At 59.8% G+C, this 16,720-nt stretch carries 9 protein-coding genes; 5 read left to right on the top strand and 4 right to left on the bottom strand.

Annotated elements, in window-relative coordinates:
* Window positions 1-49 precede the first annotated feature (49 nt).
* The 3 genes from ACWGS8_RS22050 (at window position 50) to ACWGS8_RS22040 (ending at window position 5,395) form a co-directional block, all read left to right on the top strand.
* Window positions 50-4,483 (top strand): NACHT domain-containing protein, encoded by a 4,434-nt coding sequence (locus ACWGS8_RS22050; RefSeq protein WP_454582881.1) that lies wholly within the window; start codon window positions 50-52, stop codon window positions 4,481-4,483.
* 192 nt (window positions 4,484-4,675) lie between these two features.
* A complete protein-coding gene (locus ACWGS8_RS22045; RefSeq protein WP_454582880.1) occupies window positions 4,676-4,801 on the top strand; it encodes a hypothetical protein in 126 nt (41 codons plus the stop codon).
* A 138-nt stretch (window positions 4,802-4,939) separates the two neighbouring features.
* Entirely contained in the window at window positions 4,940-5,395 is a 456-nt protein-coding gene (locus ACWGS8_RS22040; protein WP_454582879.1) for a hypothetical protein, read from the top strand.
* 470 nt (window positions 5,396-5,865) lie between these two features.
* Here the strand turns inward: ACWGS8_RS22040 and ACWGS8_RS22035 are convergent, their stop codons facing one another.
* The 3 genes from ACWGS8_RS22035 to ACWGS8_RS22025 all read right to left on the bottom strand — a co-directional run bounded on the left by ACWGS8_RS22035 (window position 5,866) and on the right by ACWGS8_RS22025 (window position 14,148).
* The gene (locus ACWGS8_RS22035) at window positions 5,866-7,941 is read right to left on the bottom strand and encodes a response regulator (RefSeq protein ID WP_454582878.1); all 2,076 of its coding nucleotides are present in this window, start codon (window positions 7,939-7,941) and stop codon (window positions 5,866-5,868) included.
* A 9-nt stretch (window positions 7,942-7,950) separates the two neighbouring features.
* Window positions 7,951-13,662, bottom strand: a complete 5,712-nt coding sequence (locus ACWGS8_RS22030) for a HAMP domain-containing protein (protein WP_454583042.1) — start codon at window positions 13,660-13,662, stop codon at window positions 7,951-7,953.
* A gap of 183 nt (window positions 13,663-13,845) precedes the next feature.
* Entirely contained in the window at window positions 13,846-14,148 is a 303-nt protein-coding gene (locus tag ACWGS8_RS22025) for a hypothetical protein (protein WP_454582877.1), read from the bottom strand.
* Between the two features lie 720 nt (window positions 14,149-14,868).
* Here ACWGS8_RS22025 and ACWGS8_RS22020 point away from each other — a divergent pair.
* Together ACWGS8_RS22020 and ACWGS8_RS22015 are read left to right on the top strand one after the other, a co-directional pair.
* Complete coding sequence (locus ACWGS8_RS22020) at window positions 14,869-15,162, top strand: ribbon-helix-helix protein, CopG family (protein WP_454582876.1); 294 nt, start codon at window positions 14,869-14,871, stop codon at window positions 15,160-15,162.
* A 439-nt stretch (window positions 15,163-15,601) separates the two neighbouring features.
* Window positions 15,602-15,796 (top strand): DUF6117 family protein, encoded by a 195-nt coding sequence (locus ACWGS8_RS22015; RefSeq protein WP_454583041.1) that lies wholly within the window; start codon window positions 15,602-15,604, stop codon window positions 15,794-15,796.
* Window positions 15,797-16,292: 496 nt separating this feature from the next.
* Here the strand turns inward: ACWGS8_RS22015 and ACWGS8_RS22010 are convergent, their stop codons facing one another.
* The gene (locus ACWGS8_RS22010; RefSeq protein ID WP_454582875.1) at window positions 16,293-16,565 is read right to left on the bottom strand and encodes a hypothetical protein; all 273 of its coding nucleotides are present in this window, start codon (window positions 16,563-16,565) and stop codon (window positions 16,293-16,295) included.
* Between the last annotated feature and the right edge of the window lie 155 nt (window positions 16,566-16,720).

The raw sequence follows: 16,720 nt of genomic DNA, 5'->3' as shown, positions 1-16,720 counted from the left end.
AAGCAGAATATTAAGCGACTGATCGCAGCAACGACGATACAATCAGGTCATGTGCAGGGATTTCGACAATTTCATCGAACTAGACCGCACCTTTCGCGACCTCGCCATCTCCGACGATGAGGGCGATGAGGCGAAGATGGTGCGCCTTTGGGGGCGCGAGACACCGACTCACTGGGCCGATCTTCTTGTGGAGCCTCGAGTCATCGTCTTGGCGGAGGCAGGGTCCGGCAAGACTGAGGAAATACGGCACATCTGCAGGCGCCAGCGGCGGGACGGCAAACATGCATTCTTTCTGCGTATCGAGCATGTGAGCGAGGATTTCGAGACTAGCTTCGAGGAGGGGAGCCCCGAGGAATTCGAAGCGTGGATCGTATCGGCCGAGCCCGGTTGGTTGTTTCTCGACTCGATCGACGAGGCGCGCTTGCGCGATCCCAAGGACTTCGAACGTGCAATCCGCAAGATCGGTAGAAAGATCGAGCGCATTCTGCAGCAGGCGCACATCATCATTACGGGCCGCACAGAAGCGTGGCGGCCGACTACAGACCTTCTGTTGTGCAGGAGCAATCTGCCTTGGATGGTTCCGGCCACGGGCACACAGAACGAGCCCGAATTCCAGGGGGAATATACCCTTGCGAACGATCGGACCATCAAACGACCTAATGTAAAAGAGCCGTTCCGTATTGTGACCTTGGAGGACCTTCACGGAAGCCAAGTCGACACATTCGCCCGTGCCAAGGGCGTCGTGGATCTGAAGGCCTTCAGAAAGGCGGTCGATCGTGCCGAGGCCTGGTCGTTCACCACACGGCCGCTCGATCTCGCCGAGACGATCGAGTTTTGGAACGATCACCAGAGTATCGGGTCACGTCTCGATCTGATGACGAGTAGCATCGCCAAGCGATTGGAGGAGCGCGATCAGGACCGTGCCGATGCGCGACCTATCTCCATTGACCGAGTTCGCGAAGGTGCCCGACTGATCGCGGCGGCCACAACTCTGTGTCAGGAATCCGCCATCCGCGTTCCCGACGGGCATCAGAATACGAAGGGCCTGCCTATCAAAGACGTACTGACGGATTGGAATGATCAAGATTGTACTATCTTGCTCAGCCGCCCAATCTTCGACCCCGGAATATACGGGACGGTGCGTTTCCATCACCGTTCGGTCCGGGAGTATTTGACCGCCGAGTGGCTCAATTCGCTGCTTGTTGACGAAGGATCACGCGCGAAGATCGAGAGTCTGTTCTTCCGCAAGCAATATGGCATCGAGGTGATTGTGCCGACGATGCGGCCTGTGCTGCCTTGGCTTGCGGTGCTCGATCGCCGAATCCTAAACAAGGTCGTTGACCTGGCACCGGAAATCCTATTCGAGGGCGGCGATCCCAGCAAGCTGCCGCTGGAGACGAGGCGCCGTATCCTGCGACAAACCTGTGAGCAGCTTGCGCAGCCAGCGCATGGTCGCAGCGTCATGGACTTTGAAGCGGTGCAGCGCTTCTCCAACCCCGATCTTGCCGACGATATTCGCGCGCTGCTCGACCGATATGCCGGTGATGAGGACATCACCTGGTTTTTGCTGCGTATGGTTTTTCAGGGCGGTCTCGAGGCGCTCGCCGACAAGGCCAAGCATTTCGCGCTCACCTCGCGCGCCAAATATACCCGCATCGCAGCGATCCGGGCGGTTCTGACCGTCGGTACCCCGACCGACGTCGCGGAAGTCCGCCGCAACTTCGTTGGAGAGGAACCGCCGCTGTCCCGTGACTGGCTCGCCGAACTGCTAGTCGACCTCCCTCACACGATGGAAGCGATCGCTTGGCTCATGGAGGCGCTCGAAGGCTCGGCAGCCAAGGATCCGCATCAGGTCGATCCACTGAACGACCCGCTTGCGCGTTGCGTCAACGAGCTCCCGCTCGCACTGCTCGGCCCGCTCATGGAGGGTCTGGTGTGCCTCCTTGAACGCGAGCCGGTGTTCGAGCGTCGCCATTGTGAGATATCGCAGCAATACGGATGGCTGGCTTCGACGGCTGCGCGCGTGGCGATACGGCTGATCGAGGCGCGTGACCCTGCGGCGTTCTCATCGGCGACTCTGAGGGCGCTGTGTCTGCTTCCGATGGCGAGCGACCATGGCCGCCACGATTTCGAGGAAATTCGTAAAGAGCTGCCGGACCTCGTGAAGAAATGGCCGGACCTCAACCATGCCGTGTTCTGGCAATCCGTCACCCAGGAGCGCGCATGGCGGGCGCGCGAGAAAGTCGACCGTCTCGTCGATTATTGGTATGTGTCGATATTCGGCAGCTACTGGGGCTTTGACCCGACCAGCTTCGATATCATCGAGGGCGACGTCGCCAATCGGCCGCTGCTTGACGACCGCCTCATCGCCCTGACCCTCGCGTTCCGCCTGTTCGTCGCCGGCGGCCGTCCGCGGAAGTGGCGCGAGCGGTTGAAACGTCTCGCCGCCAAGGACGACGCCTTGCGCGTGAAGCTGGAAACGTTGCTCCACCCTCCTGCGGGTGGGATGACGAAGTTTCGCAGACGCGAGGCGCAGTGGAAGCGGCGCGACGCGCGCATATCGGCGGCCCGAGAGAAGCGCTTGGAGCGTGACAGGGCGCTCCTGGCCGAGCGCGTCGATCAGATTCGTGATCCGGGCACGGCAGGCATGTACACCCACGATCAACATTACCTGCATGAGCGGATGCGAGGGGCGGCCGACGACAGCAGCAACCACTGGACCGAGGGCAATTGGCGTTCGCTGATTGAGACCTATGGCGAGCCAGTGGCCAGTGCATTCCGCGACGCCACCGTGCGGTTTTGGCGCGACTATCAGCCTCAGACCCGATCACTGGGCGCACCAGCCAATCAGACTCCTTTCGCGGTAATCTTTGGGTTGACCGGCCTCGCGATCGAAGCGCGCGAGGAGGAACATTGGGTCCAGCGCTTGACCCCTGCCGAGGCGGAAAGGGCGGCGCAATATGCGCTTGCCGAGTTAAACGGATTTCCGGCTTGGTTGCCCGAGCTCCACGGCGCGTTTCCCGACCAGGTTGTCGGCGTCTTACTGAAGGAAATCCGCCACGAACTTGCCACCGAGACGAGCGACGGCGAAAGCCATTACGTCCTTTACGATATGGCATGGCACGGCGAATGGGCGCGCGACCAGATCGCCACAGCCTTGTTGCCGACGCTCAGCGGCAAACGGGTCAATCCGCTCAACCTCGGCTACCTTCTTTCGATCATTCAGGGCTCCTCGGTATCCGACGCGGAAGTGGCCAAGATCGCGGCCCGAAAGGCGAGCGCGAAATACGATCCAGTTTTCAGCCCAATCTGGTATGCCACCTGGGTCGGCGTTGACCCAGACGCAGCAATCCCGGCATTCGCTGCCCGCCTTGCGGCATTGAACGATCCCATAGAACAGACCAGTCTCGCTCTTCGCTTCGTCGTACCGTTACTTGGTGGGCGACGGCAGGAAGGCCGAGCAAGGCTCGCCTACCGCACTGTCGGGCACATGAAGGCGCTGTATCTTCTGATGACGAGGTACATTCGCGAGGAAGATGACATCGAACGCGCTGGGACGGGCGTTTATTCGCCGGGGCTGCGCGACGATGCACAGGACGCCCGCAACGCACTTTTCACCTTCATCCGTGAGACGCCGGGCAAAGAGGCCTATCTCGCCCTGATGGAGATGGAGCGCACGCACCCTGCGGCGAGATCTCGGCCGTGGATGGGCTTTCACGCCAAGACCAAGGCGACGCTCGATGCCGATTTTGCCCCTTGGAAGCCGAGCCAGGTCAAGCAGTTCAACGATGCCAGGGTCGCGACACCAGCTAATCACCGAGAACTTTGGTACTTCGGCGTCGAACGGCTCGAGGATCTCAAACACGACCTCGAGCACGCGGACGAGAGCATCGCGTCGATCCTGCAGGGCACCGACCAAGAAACCGAGTTCCGCAAATTCATCGGGGGCTGGCTTCGCGACAAGGCCGGGGGGCGATACAGCATCCCGTCTGAAGAGGAACTGGCCGACGCCAAGCGGCCCGACTTAAGATTTCGAGGCGCGACGTTCGACGCTCCGGTTCCCGTCGAGCTTAAGGTCGCCGACAACTGGACGGGTCCACATCTGTTCGAACGCATGGAGGTGCAGCTCGGTGGTGACTATTTGCGTGATGTCCGCTCCAGTAGGGGCATTTTTCTCCTCGTTTATATCGGTACAAAGAAAAGCTGGGATTTGCCTGGCGGCGGCAAAGCCGAGAGCTTTGAGGCCCTGCTTACCGCACTTCGCCAGCATTGGTCGGTAATTTCCAGCCAGTACCCCAATGTAGAGGATCTGGCTGTCGTCGGCATCGACCTAACCTTGCGTGGCCTCGATACTAGGACGGTCAAGGCAGCCGCCAAGGCGCGAAAGTCCGCAGAGAAGGACAAGGGGGCGGGTTCTGCGACGCCACGAGAGGAAAAAGGTGCAAGTAAACTCCGCAAACGCGGCAAGACCGACGCGCGGTGACTTTGGTTCAAGGAGCCCTGACATTTTACGCGTCCAATCGACAAGGCGCCTTTTTCAGCTGTCGCGCTCGGCTCGCCCAGACCAATTCTAACGATCTAGGTGGTAGCTTCACTGGGTCAGCGAGGCATCGGCGGATTCAATTTCTTTAACAATTCGATCAGCGTAGTCGTGCCGACAGAAGAGGAGAGAGTGATGAGCGAAACGCTCAGCGGTGAGACAGAAATGTATGTCGCTTTCGGGAAGGCGTTGGCCGTATGGACTTACGTGGAATGGTTGCATTCAGAACTGTTCGGATTAATTGCCTCGGGCAAAGCATAGAACAAGCCGCTCAGAGAGCATATTGGGCTATCGTCTCATTCGACGCTAAACACAAGATGGTTGACGCGGCACTGTGGGAGGCACTCTCAAAACACGCAGCCTATCTGGCCAGATGGGATAACCTTAGCAACCGACTGCATGCGAAAAGCAAGCTGCGCAACCGGCTTTGCGCACGCGCTGGTCACCTCGTTTTTTGACCACCCCAAGATTGACGAAGACAAGAGGATTATGCTCAGGCATATTCAGCAGATGGACGAATGCTTTGACCGCCTTGAAGAGGACCTTCTCGACTTTCAAAAGACCTACTTCACTGAACAGATGATGGACACCGGTCGGGCTATGCCGACGTATGTGCATCCGACAGAGCAGCCGGGAGCTCAAGTTTCTGCCGATGGCGTCCGCGATTTCGAAAACGAAGTCCGAACTCCACCGGCTTCCAAGCTTTCCAGGATCCGGCGGGCACTGGAGGATGCAGGAGTGATGTTCATCGCTTTAAGCGATCAAGTCGGTCAGGGCCCGGCCGTCAGATTGAAGACGGCCGCTCCGGCCCTGTCAACGCCTGCCGAAGGCGAGGCTGGCGAGCCGTCTGCCTAAACGCGTCGGCATCATACGCGACCGCGTCGCGTAGACGCGGAGACCCTCATGACAGACCAGATCGCTCGCAACGAAAAAACTCGGGGGCTATTCTGCGCCGCTCCCTGATCGCGAGGCCGCACTTGCACGCGATGTCCCCGACGTGCTGACAGTGGAGGCCTTGGCGATGCGTACAGGCCTAACCGGGGAGCAGGCTCGGGACCTGATTGATCGACTAGGTCACGACCGCGCGGCGATCGAAGAAGCGGCACAGGGCTTGGCTGTCGGGAACCTGAATTTCAGCAAGTAGGAAATCCGCGGGTTCGTTGCCAACCGGCATCCTATGCCCCTAAAGCAATTTCAGAAATGTGAGCGGTTTTGCCGGGAAAAGCGGCGGTTTGCCGGGAAAAGCGCGTAAACGCTTTCCCTTGGGAATTGTGTTGAAACAAGAGCTAGAACGGCTCACCGTCTCCACGAAACGGTGAAACGCTTTAGCTCGTCTTGATCTTTCGCGGCTCTGCATTGGTCATAGCGAGGAAAATGCTCTCGAGCAGATCCTTGTCGCTGAACGGCTTGCCGAGCAGAGGCACGTCCGCCGGCCGACCGGCGATCTCTTCCGCCTCGGCATAGCCCGTGATGATAACCCCCGGCCAATCGGAACGCAGCGTGCGTGCGAAACGGATGACGTCCACTCCAGATACAAGTGGCATGGCAAAGTCGGTAACGATGACGTCGAAATCGTCTGGAGCGCGTTCGATCATGGCCAGTGCCTCCGCCCCTCCCCCCGCGCAAGTCACCTCGAAACCACGTTGGCGCAGTGACTCGGCCGTCAGTTGCCGCAAGACGTTGCTGTCATCGATCAAAAGGATCGACGGGCGCTCGGTGCGGGGGTCTGGCAGTATTTGCGCGACGTCGGCTTCCACAGAAGGGGTGGCTGGTTCTTCGAGCGAGCGGGGGAGCCACAGTTGCATGGCTGTTCCACGATCAACGACGCTCTCGATGCGCAGCGTCCCGCCAGATTGCTTCATAAAGCCGTAGACCGTGCTGAGACCGAGCCCGGTTCCCTTGCCCACTGGTTTTGTGGTGAAGAAGGGCTCGATGACCTTCGCGAGGATATCTGGAGCAATGCCCGAGCCCGTGTCCGTGACTGTCAGCACGACGTAGTCACCCGCCGGAAGGTCTTCCGATCGCTTTAGAACTGACCGGTTTTGAGCATGAACCGCTATGGTACCCCCGGACGGCATGGCGTCGCGCGCATTGAAGACCAGGTTCATCAACGCAAGTTCAAGCTGTCCGGCGTCGATATGCACCGGCCATACCGAGTCGTCGATTTGCCAATCGAAGCGGATCAACCCTCCCAAAACCGGGGCCACCAAGCCGTTCATCGTGTCGCCGAGGGCGGCAAGCCGGACCGCTTCCGGTTTCAGTGTTTGTCGACGGGAAAAGGCGAGCATTCGCGTGACGAGATCGGTCCCTTGTTTGGCAGAGCGCCGCAGCAGATCGATAACCTGGCGCGCCTGGTCATCCAGTATCCCGCGGCGTTCAAGCAACCCCAATCCGCTGAGAATAGAGGCAAGCAGATTGTTGAAATCGTGGGCGAGCCCACCCGTCAGCTTGCCGATTGCATCAAGACGCTGTGATTGCCGCAGCTGATCTTCCAGCCCGCGCCGCTCCGTCACGTCAAGCAACGTGCCCAATATCTCGGGCTCGCTTCCGTCGGAGCCGTTCGACATCACGCCCTGATCAAGAAAGATGCGATACTCGCCATTGGCGCAAAGCCAGCGGAATTCGCAGGTATAAGAACCCCTGCTTTTTGCCTCAAGCAGTGCTTGCTCCAATCGTGGGAGATCCTCGGGGTGGACCCGGCTCAGGCCGAAGGCCGGATCCGAGGTCAGGTCTTCAGGCGAAAAACCGGTCAGACGCTCGACACCCTTGGTGACAAAGCGCGCCGCGAAGGGCGGCGCGGCTGCCCGCGCGTGGAAACAGAGCGGCAGCGAGCCCAAGATTGCGTCCTGCCGTTCCTCTGCATTGCGAAGGGCCCGTTCCGCCTGAAGCTTGTCCTTCTGCGCCTGGAGGGCCTGCGCCAGCAGTCCCTGCTCGGTCGCCGCCTTTCGCTGGATTTCCAGGGTCTTTTCATGGAGGTCGACGAAAACCGCGACCTTCGATCGCAGCATGACCGGATCGAACGGCTTGAACACATAGTCGACCGCGCCGGCATCATAGCCGCGCAGCATGTGGGCCTCCTCTTTGTTGATGGCTGTGAGGAAGATGATCGGCGTGCGCTTGGATTGCTCGCGCTGGCGGATAAGCGCAGCGGTCTCATAGCCGTCTATTCCGGGCATGAGGACATCCAGCAGGATGACGGCAAAGTCCTCCTTCAACAAAAAACGCAGCGCCTCTTCGCCCGATTGGGCGCAGATGACGTCACCGGTCGAGGCAAGCACTTCGCTGATCGCCAGCAGGTTGCGTTCGTCGTCGTCCACCGCGAGGATCCGCGCTCTTGGCGGTCCTTCGGCGAACTGGGCGACCTCAAGTTTTCTGACTTTATTTCGCAAAAGCTTTTGCATGGGCGCCCGTCAGTTCACCGCCACGAACATTTCTTCCGGGGTCGCGACGCGTGACCGGGAACGACCAATCCACACACGAAGCAACGCCAGCAGCAGATCAAGATCGACCGGCTTGGCGATGTAGTCGGAAGCGCCAGCGTCCAGACATTTCTGCCGATCGCCTTTCATCGCTTTGGCGGTAACGGAAATCAGCGGGATGTGGGCGATCGCCGGCGTGGCGCGAATGCGCCGCATCGTCTCATAGCCGTCCATTTCCGGCATCATGATATCGATCAAGGCGGCGTCGACATCGGGCGTCTGCTCCAGCAGCGCGATGCCGTCGCGGCCGCGCTCGGCATGCAGAACCTGGATATCGTAGGTCTCCAGGACACTGGTGAGCGAGTAGATATTGCGGATGTCGTCGTCGACGATGAGAACCTTCGCCCCCGCGAGATCCGACTTGCCGGCCCGTTCCCCTCCTGTTGCGCCCTCTTCGCGTCCTTCTCCCGGCAGCGTCGCGGAGATGTGAAGCGCCAGCTGGGCAAAATTCTCCGCTCGCGGCGCATTAGCGAGCGCCGGATTCAACGCCAGCACCTGTTCAAGCGCGTCCGGGTGCGGGGCAAAGAACAACAGTTTCGGCAAGGCTTCGCCGAACTGCCCGGTGACCTCATCGAGCGTTTGAGCGTTGTCCTTGGCGGAGCGGCCGAAGCCGAGCACGACGGCGTCATAGGAAGCCATGCCGACCTCGTCGGCATTTGCCGCGAAGCGGCCGACCGCCGTGACCGAGGTCACGCCGTCGCGGATCGCTTCTACGAGCGATAGCCGGCGCTCCGGATCGGGGTCGGCGACCAGAACGCGGCGCTGGATGCGCAGTTTCCTGGAATGGATATCCTGAAACACCTTCATCAGTTCATCGGAAGAGACAGGCTTTGTCGAGATGCTGGACGCCCCCTTGCGGGCGAGACCTTCGATGTCCTCTGCACCCGAGATGACATGGATGGGAATGGCCCTCGTCTTCTGATCGTGCCGCAACAGATCGAAAAGCACCCATCCATCGATATCGGAAAGACCGAGATCGAGTGTAATGGCGTCGGGAACCAGTTTGCGAGCCAGGGCCAAGGTGCCGGATCCTGCATTGGACAGGACGCCCTTGAGGCCCGCGGCGCGCGCGAGACCAAGCAGCAACCCGCCAAAGGTCGGGTCGTCCTCGACGATCAGCACGACCCGATCGGTCGGCGCGATGGAATCGCGATCGTCGATCAGCTCCGCCAAAGGCGGGCTGCCCTGCGATGCTGGCGCGGCAACAGCCTGGGTGAAGGCGGGCAAGGCCGACTGCGCTGCCGCCACTCGGGGCCCCGCGAAGGGAATGACCAGCGTAAATGTCGAGCCCTTGCCCGGCGTGCTTTCAACCCGCAATTCGCCGCCAAGCAAGCGCGCGATCTCCCGGCTGATTGATAGCCCGAGCCCGGTGCCGCCATATTTGCGGCTGGTGGTTCCGTCTGCCTGCTGGAAAGCTTCAAAGATCAGTTTCTGCTTGTCTTCCGGGATGCCGATGCCGGTGTCGGTCACGGCGATCGCCAAGGCCTTGGTCGCGTTTCCAGAGCCGTTACGGCGATTGGCCTTCTCGACGCGGAAATTCAAACTGACCTCACCCTCCGAGGTAAACTTGAATGCGTTGGAAAGCAGATTGAGGACAATCTGCTGCAGGCGCTTCTCGTCCGTTCGCACCGTCTCGGGAAGGGCGGGATCGACCTTGATGGTGAAGCCGAGGCCCTTGTCGGCGGCCAACTGGCGAAACGTGCGTTCCATATGCTGACGCAGATGGTTCACCGGCATATCGTTGATGTCGATGGAGACGGTTCCGGACTCGATCTTCGACAGGTCGAGGATATCATTGATGAGGCTGAGAAGATCCGTTCCGGCAGAGTTGATGGTGCGCGCGAACTCGACCTGCTTTTCATTGAGATTGCCTTGCTGGTTCGTCGCAAGCAGATTTGAGAGAATGAGCAGCGAGTTGAGCGGAGTGCGCAGTTCGTGGCTCATATTGGCCAGGAATTCGGACTTGTACTTCGAGGTGAGCGCCAACTGCTCGGCTTTCTCCTCCAGCGCGCGCCGTGCCATCTCGATCTCGAGATTCTTGTTTTCCACCTGCTTCTTTTCGTTTTCTAGCAGTTGCGCCTTTTCTTGCAGCTCCTCGTTCGTCGCATGCAGCTCTTCCTGCTTCTTGGTCAGTTCGGTCTGGCGCGCTTGCAATTCCGAAGTCAGCAGTTGCGACTGCTTGAGCAGACCTTCGGTGCGCATGGTCGCGGCAATGGTGTTGAGAACGATGCCAACGGACTCCATCAGCTGATTGAGAAATGACTGGTGCGTGTCACGGAATTCGCTGAAAGAGGCCAGTTCGATGACTGCCTTGACATCATCCTCGAACAAGGCGGGCAGAATGATGACGTTGGCCGGCGAGGCGCTGCCGAGACCTGAAGTGACGCGCAGGAATTCCGGCGGCACATTGTCGAGCATGATGGCGCGCTTGTCGGCCGCACTTTGCCCGACCAGGCCCTCGCGCAGATCGAGGCGCTGCTTGATGGCAGCCCTGCTTTCGGCGCCATAGGACGCCGCAAGCTCCAGATAGGATTCCTCCTCATCTCGGTTGGTGACATAGAAGACGCCATATTGCGCGTTCACCAGAGGAGCGAGCTCGGACATAATCAGCCGCGAAACCGTGGCGAGGTCGCGTTCGCCCTGCAGCATGCGCGAAAACCGTGCGAGATTGGTCTTCAACCAATCCTGCTCGGCATTCTTCAGTGTCTGATCCTTCAGGTTGCGGATCATTTCGTTGATGTTGTCTTTAAGCGCGGCGACCTCACCGGAGGCCTCGACGCTGATCGAGCGGGTCAGATCGCCCTTGGTGACTGCCGTCGAAACCTCGGCGATGGCGCGCACCTGAGTGGTCAGGTTGGCGGCAAGCTGATTGACGTTGTCGGTGAGGTCGCGCCACAGGCCGGCGGCACCGGGCACGCGCGCCTGACCGCCGAGCTTGCCCTCGATGCCCACTTCACGCGCAACATTGGTCACCTGGTCGGCGAAGGTGGCCAGCGTCTCAATCATACCGTTGATGGTGTCAGCGAGCGAAGCTATCTCGCCCTTGGCATCGACCGTCAGTTTGCGCCTGAGATTGCCCTGAGCGACCGCTGTCACGACATCGGCGATGCCGCGCACCTGATTGGTCAGGTTGGTCGCCATCAGGTTGACGTTGTCCGTCAGGTCCTTCCAGGTCCCGGCGACGCCTTCGACACGCGCCTGGCCGCCAAGCTTGCCCTCGGTGCCAACCTCGCGCGCCACGCGCGTCACCTCGCCGGCGAATGAGTTGAGCTGGTCCACCATGGTGTTGATGGTCGACTTCAGCTCGAGGATTTCCCCCTTGACGTCGACCGTGATCTTTTTGGAGAGATCGCCGCGCGCCACGGCGGTCGTCACTTCGGCGATGTTGCGCACCTGGCCGGTCAGGTTTTCGGCCATCGAGTTCACATTGTCGGTCAGGTCCTTCCATGTGCCGGCAACGCCGCGCACCTGCGCCTGGCCGCCCAGCTTGCCTTCGGTGCCAACCTCGCGCGCCACACGGGTGACCTCCGATGCAAAGGAATTGAGCTGGTCGACCATCGTGTTGATCGTGTCCTTCAATTCCAGAATCTCGCCGCGGACGTCGACGGTAATCTTCTTCGACAGATCGCCAAGTGCCACGGCCGTGGTCACTTCGGCGATGTTGCGCACCTGGCCGGTCAGATTGGCAGCCATGGCATTGACGTTGTCGGTCAAATCCTTCCAGGTGCCGGCGACGCCACGCACCTGGGCCTGGCCGCCCAGCTTGCCGTCCGAGCCGACCTCGCGCGCCACGCGGGTAACCTCCGACGCGAAGGAATTGAGCTGGTCCACCATCGTGTTGATGACGTCCTTGATCTGCAAGATCTCGCCCAGTGCATCGACCGTGATTTTCTGCGTCAGGTCGCCGGTGGCAATCGCTGTCGCCACCTTAGACACGTCGCGCAACTGCACGGTCAAATTGCCGGCCATCGCGTTGACGTTGTCGGTCAAGTCCTTCCAGGTGCCGCCGACGCCTTCGACATGAGCCTGCCCACCAAGCTTGCCTTCCGAACCGACTTCGCGCGCCACACGCGTGACTTCCGAGGCAAAGGAGTTCAGCTGATCCACCATCGTGTTGACGGTGTCCTTGAGCTCCAGGATTTCGCCTTTGACGTCGACGGTGATTTTCTTCGACAGGTCGCCACGCGCCACGGCCGTCGTCACCTCGGCGATGTTGCGCACCTGCCCGGTCAGGTTGGCAGCCATCAGATTGACGTTGTCGGTCAGATCCTTCCAGGTGCCGCCGACGCCCTTTACCTCGGCCTGGCCGCCGAGCTTGCCCTCGGTGCCGACCTCGCGCGCCACGCGCGTCACTTCAGAGGCAAAGGAGTTCAACTGATCGACCATCGTGTTGATGGTGTCCTTCAGCTCCAGGATTTCGCCCTGCACCGCGACCGTGATCTTCTTCGAAAGATCGCCCGAAGCGACCGCAGTCGTCACTTCGGCGATGTTGCGCACCTGGCCGGTCAAATTCTCAGCCATCGAGTTGACGTTGTCGGTAAGGTCCTTCCAGGTGCCGGCAACACCGCGTACCTGCGCCTGGCCGCCGAGCTTGCCTTCGGTGCCAACCTCGCGTGCCACGCGCGTCACTTCGCCGGCGAATGAATTGAGCTGGTCAACCATCGTGTTGATGGTCGATTTCAGCTCGAGGATTTCGCCTTTCACATCGACCGTGATCTTCTTCGACAGGTCGCCCAAGGCGACGGCCGTCGTCACCTCGGCGATATTGCGCACCTGGCCGGTCAAGTTCTCGGCCATGGAATTCACATTGTCGGTGAGATCCTTCCATGTCCCACCGACGCCTTCGACGCGCGCCTGGCCGCCAAGCTTGCCTTCGGTGCCGACCTCGCGCGCCACGCGTGTCACTTCCGAAGCGAAGGAATTCAGCTGGTCGACCATCGTGTTAATCGTGTTCTTCAGCTCCAGGATTTCGCCTTTGACATCGACGGTGATCTTCTTCGACAGATCGCCCGAAGCGACTGCGGTTGTAACCTCTGCGATGTTGCGGACCTGCCCGGTCAGGTTCGTGGCCATCGCGTTGACGTTGTCGGTCAGGTCTTTCCATGTACCGGCAACCCCTTTGACCCGAGCCTGGCCGCCGAGCTTGCCTTCAGTGCCAACCTCGCGCGCCACGCGCGTCACTTCAGAGGCAAAAGAGGCCAATTGGCCGACCATGGTGTTGACGATCTTACCGATGCGCAGGAATTCGCCGCGCAGGGGTCGGCCGTCGATTTCGACCATCATGGTCTGCGACAGGTCGCCCTTGGCGACGGCGCCGATGACGCGCGCAACTTCAGCCGTTGGCTGCACCATGTCCTCGATCAGATCGTTCACCGACCGGACACTGGATTCCCAACTGCCGGTAGCGTTTCGGACGCGGCCGCGTTCGCCAATCCGCCCGTCTTTGCCGACCACTTTGCTCAGGCGCGCGAATTCACGCGTCACCTGATCGTTGAGGTCGACGATCTCATTGAAGGTATCGGCGATCTCGGAATCGACCCCTTCGTAGACATTATCAATTCGGATGGAAAAATCACCGCGCCGAAAGGCTTTTAGAGAATTCAGGATGCTTCGACGGTCCAATTGTTCCTTGGATGCCTGCACACTCACAGCGCCCCTCCCCCTATCTATCCATGTAGGACACAAGCCACCCCGCTGCCGGACGACACATCGCCCCGCAAGTCCACGAACGTTGCAATTTCAATTTTGTTCCATCGGAGCTGCTCGTGCTGGGGCTCAGGAAATGGGACACTATTTGCTCAGCGAGGGCGCCGGCCTTTTTATGGTCTACCGCTTCTTCACCTTCGGCGTGATCGTGTCGACGCGCACCTTGTCGCCATTTTTCGCCAGAACTTCGGCCTTTGCCTTGTCCTTACTGGTCAGCAACTCTGCGGCGGCAGCAGCCTCAAGCCGGTGGGCATGTTCCGTCGCGATTTTAAGCAGAGTTGCAGCCGTTTCCTGGGGCGTCCAACCTTGCATTTCTGACGTAGTCACCAAGGCGGCGAATGCGGCTTCTAACGCGACTTCACAGTTCACCTCACGATCTGGGTTTCCCTCTGGCAATATCGGCGGTTCAACGGATTGTGCCATGTCTGGCTTTTCTCCTAGGTTGTAAGCCGCGCTCGGGGAGAGGCGGGCCGATCGGTGGTAAAAAATCATCGGCAGACGATGTGAAGGCACAACCTGCCGCATGCATCAACATTTAGAAATGGCTGATATCCGCGTCAACACCAGGCGAAGGCCGCACCGGCCCGGTGGATGAACTCGACTTCCTTGCCCATCACTTCCCGCACGGCCTTCAGCAGCGCCTCGTGCAAGATTCGCGTGGACCGGTAATGATCGCAATGCGGCGATATCAGCGGCTTGACGATGCTCCTGTGAAGTGCCTCCGCGGCCGTTAGAAAGCGCTCGATTTGTTCCCGTGATAGCTGCCATCGACAGTTTGGTCCTGGCGATTGGCGATTTGCTGTTTCTAGGGGTTCGCCGCAACGGGAGGATTGCATTCCTGATATCAATGGCGCTTGCAAGCCGCCTTGCGCCGTCGTGCGTGGTCGTGGCGCTGCCGTGGAGTATATGTCCCATAGCTTATCCCTGAATGAAGGATCAGCTTGACCGGTTCCCCCACACTCCGGGACAGGACACCTAGTCGCGTAAATCAACCCGTCTTACTTACTGCCGCACTTGGCGCATTTGAGCTTCGGAATGAAGTCGTCGGCCATAGCCGGTGCATCCGGCATATGCTGCCAACCGCCTTGCATTCCTCCACATACCGCGCGATGGTGACCTGCAGGGAGTGGCAAACAAGTCGCAATGAGCCGCCAATCGTTTATCGAAGAGCTTGAAGGCGCCGCCGATCGCAACGCGGAGACGTCGCCATCGAATCTCAAGGTCCTACTGCGCCGGGCGGCGCTGATGCTCCGAAATGCCGGCGAGGGGGTGGACCTGGAGCCGAAAATCGAGGAAATCCTAGATGGGTTGGCTGCAGAGATGGGCGTTTCGAAGGCGGAATTGATCCGAATAGTCGTAACCGAATGGCTGATCGCCAACGCTTATTTGCCGATCTTTACAATCGATGAAGGCTCGACCACGGTTGGAAACGGATAGGATCTAGCCGCGGCCAGCGCTTTTTCCTTAGCGGCCTTGTAGTCGCTCTCCCATGGCAAGGTGTCAAAGTTTGGCTGATAGCCACCTTCGCGATAATGATGTTCTGCGACGTAGGTGCCTTTCGCCCCCTCCAGCACACAGGCCCACGGCGGATTTCCCGGGCATCTGTAAAGGCCCACTGCTGCCATAAGCGTTCTCTCCGTGAAACGCACCTACTTTGAGATATGGTTCCACGAACGCTTGCTAGTGTCGCCCTCCGTTCTAATGAAGACGCCCATGTTCCCTGACGGCCTTGCGAAGCAAACCGGACTCGTCCCGCTATCGCACGATTGGATTGGCATCCGAATTGCTCCTGCAGCCTTCGTTCCTATACATTTGAAGGCGAGAGGCTCGCCGATCGCGAGGCTGCGAGCCGCTTGCGAGAGAAAATTGTTTGAAGATGAGTCCGGACGCGCAGACCGGCCAGCCCCGCTATGTGGTCACTGCCATGGGCTATGAGAACGGCGAGTATCTGATGACGCCCTTCGGCCACCTCACCGACGGGAACCCCTTCGAAATGTATGATCGACCGGAGCCTGAAGATTCCCAACCGACACCTGTTTCATCCTTACGGGCGCCCGGTCAAAATCGGTGATGAGGTCACTTCCGCGGCGACAAATGCGTCGTCACCGGCTGGGAGAAGAATGGTCGCAATCGAGTCTTCATCCGCAAGGAGCATGCGGAAGCGGAGTATCTCGTCCAGGTCTTCGACCTCGCATGGGACAATGGAGTCCAGCGCTCGGGGCCTCATTTGAGAAGGCCCTAGTAGCCAACGTCGGCGACGCGCGGCTCGATATCGGCTGCGTCGCCTCACATGGCCACTTCTCCTGCGACCAGTCGGCCGCGAACCACAGCTTTCTCAACGTAAGCCTGCGACGGCATTCCTGTTCAAACTGATTCTCAACTGCAATTCAGCTGGAAACCTGGCCTTTGCGGAAGGTCAGCGGCCTCGCCTTCATCTTGATAAGGTCGTGCGGCTGTAGACCAACACGACCGGCGCGCCGTTCCCCACTAACCGCCAAGCCCTACTACGTTATCCGGGCCGACGGCGCGCGGTCGAGGTCTATGGCGCGCGTCCATGACGGCAGCGTTCATGGCCGTGCGCCGTTTACCTGGCCTGGCGGGTTCTGTCCGTCCGACTGATGCGTCTTGCCGTCGACTTCGTCCACGGGCCGCGTTGATCCGATTCCATCCTTGGGTTTCTTGTTTCCAGCCGCGTCCTGAGAGAACGCGTCCGAAGGGTCGGCGCCGGTCTTGGCGGGATATTTCGTCGCTCCGGTTTCGCGATGGTTTTCATTTCCAGACATTTGCGGTGCTCCTTTGTGGTCACCGATAACAGGCCTGCACCCTGCGAGTTCCGCCATCCATGGAACATTCCCTGCGGCCGGTCGTTGGCCACCAAAGGGAATGACCGCATGACCAGGAAAACCTCCGCGATGAAATCGTCAAAGAGCCGCAGACGGCCGGTGTGGAAATCCCGCGGAAGAGGCTCGACTCCAGGGACGCCCACCAAGCGCCA

This window comes from Mesorhizobium sp. 43Arga (assembly GCF_053714255.1).
This window is presented reverse-complemented; position numbering and strand designations above follow the sequence as displayed.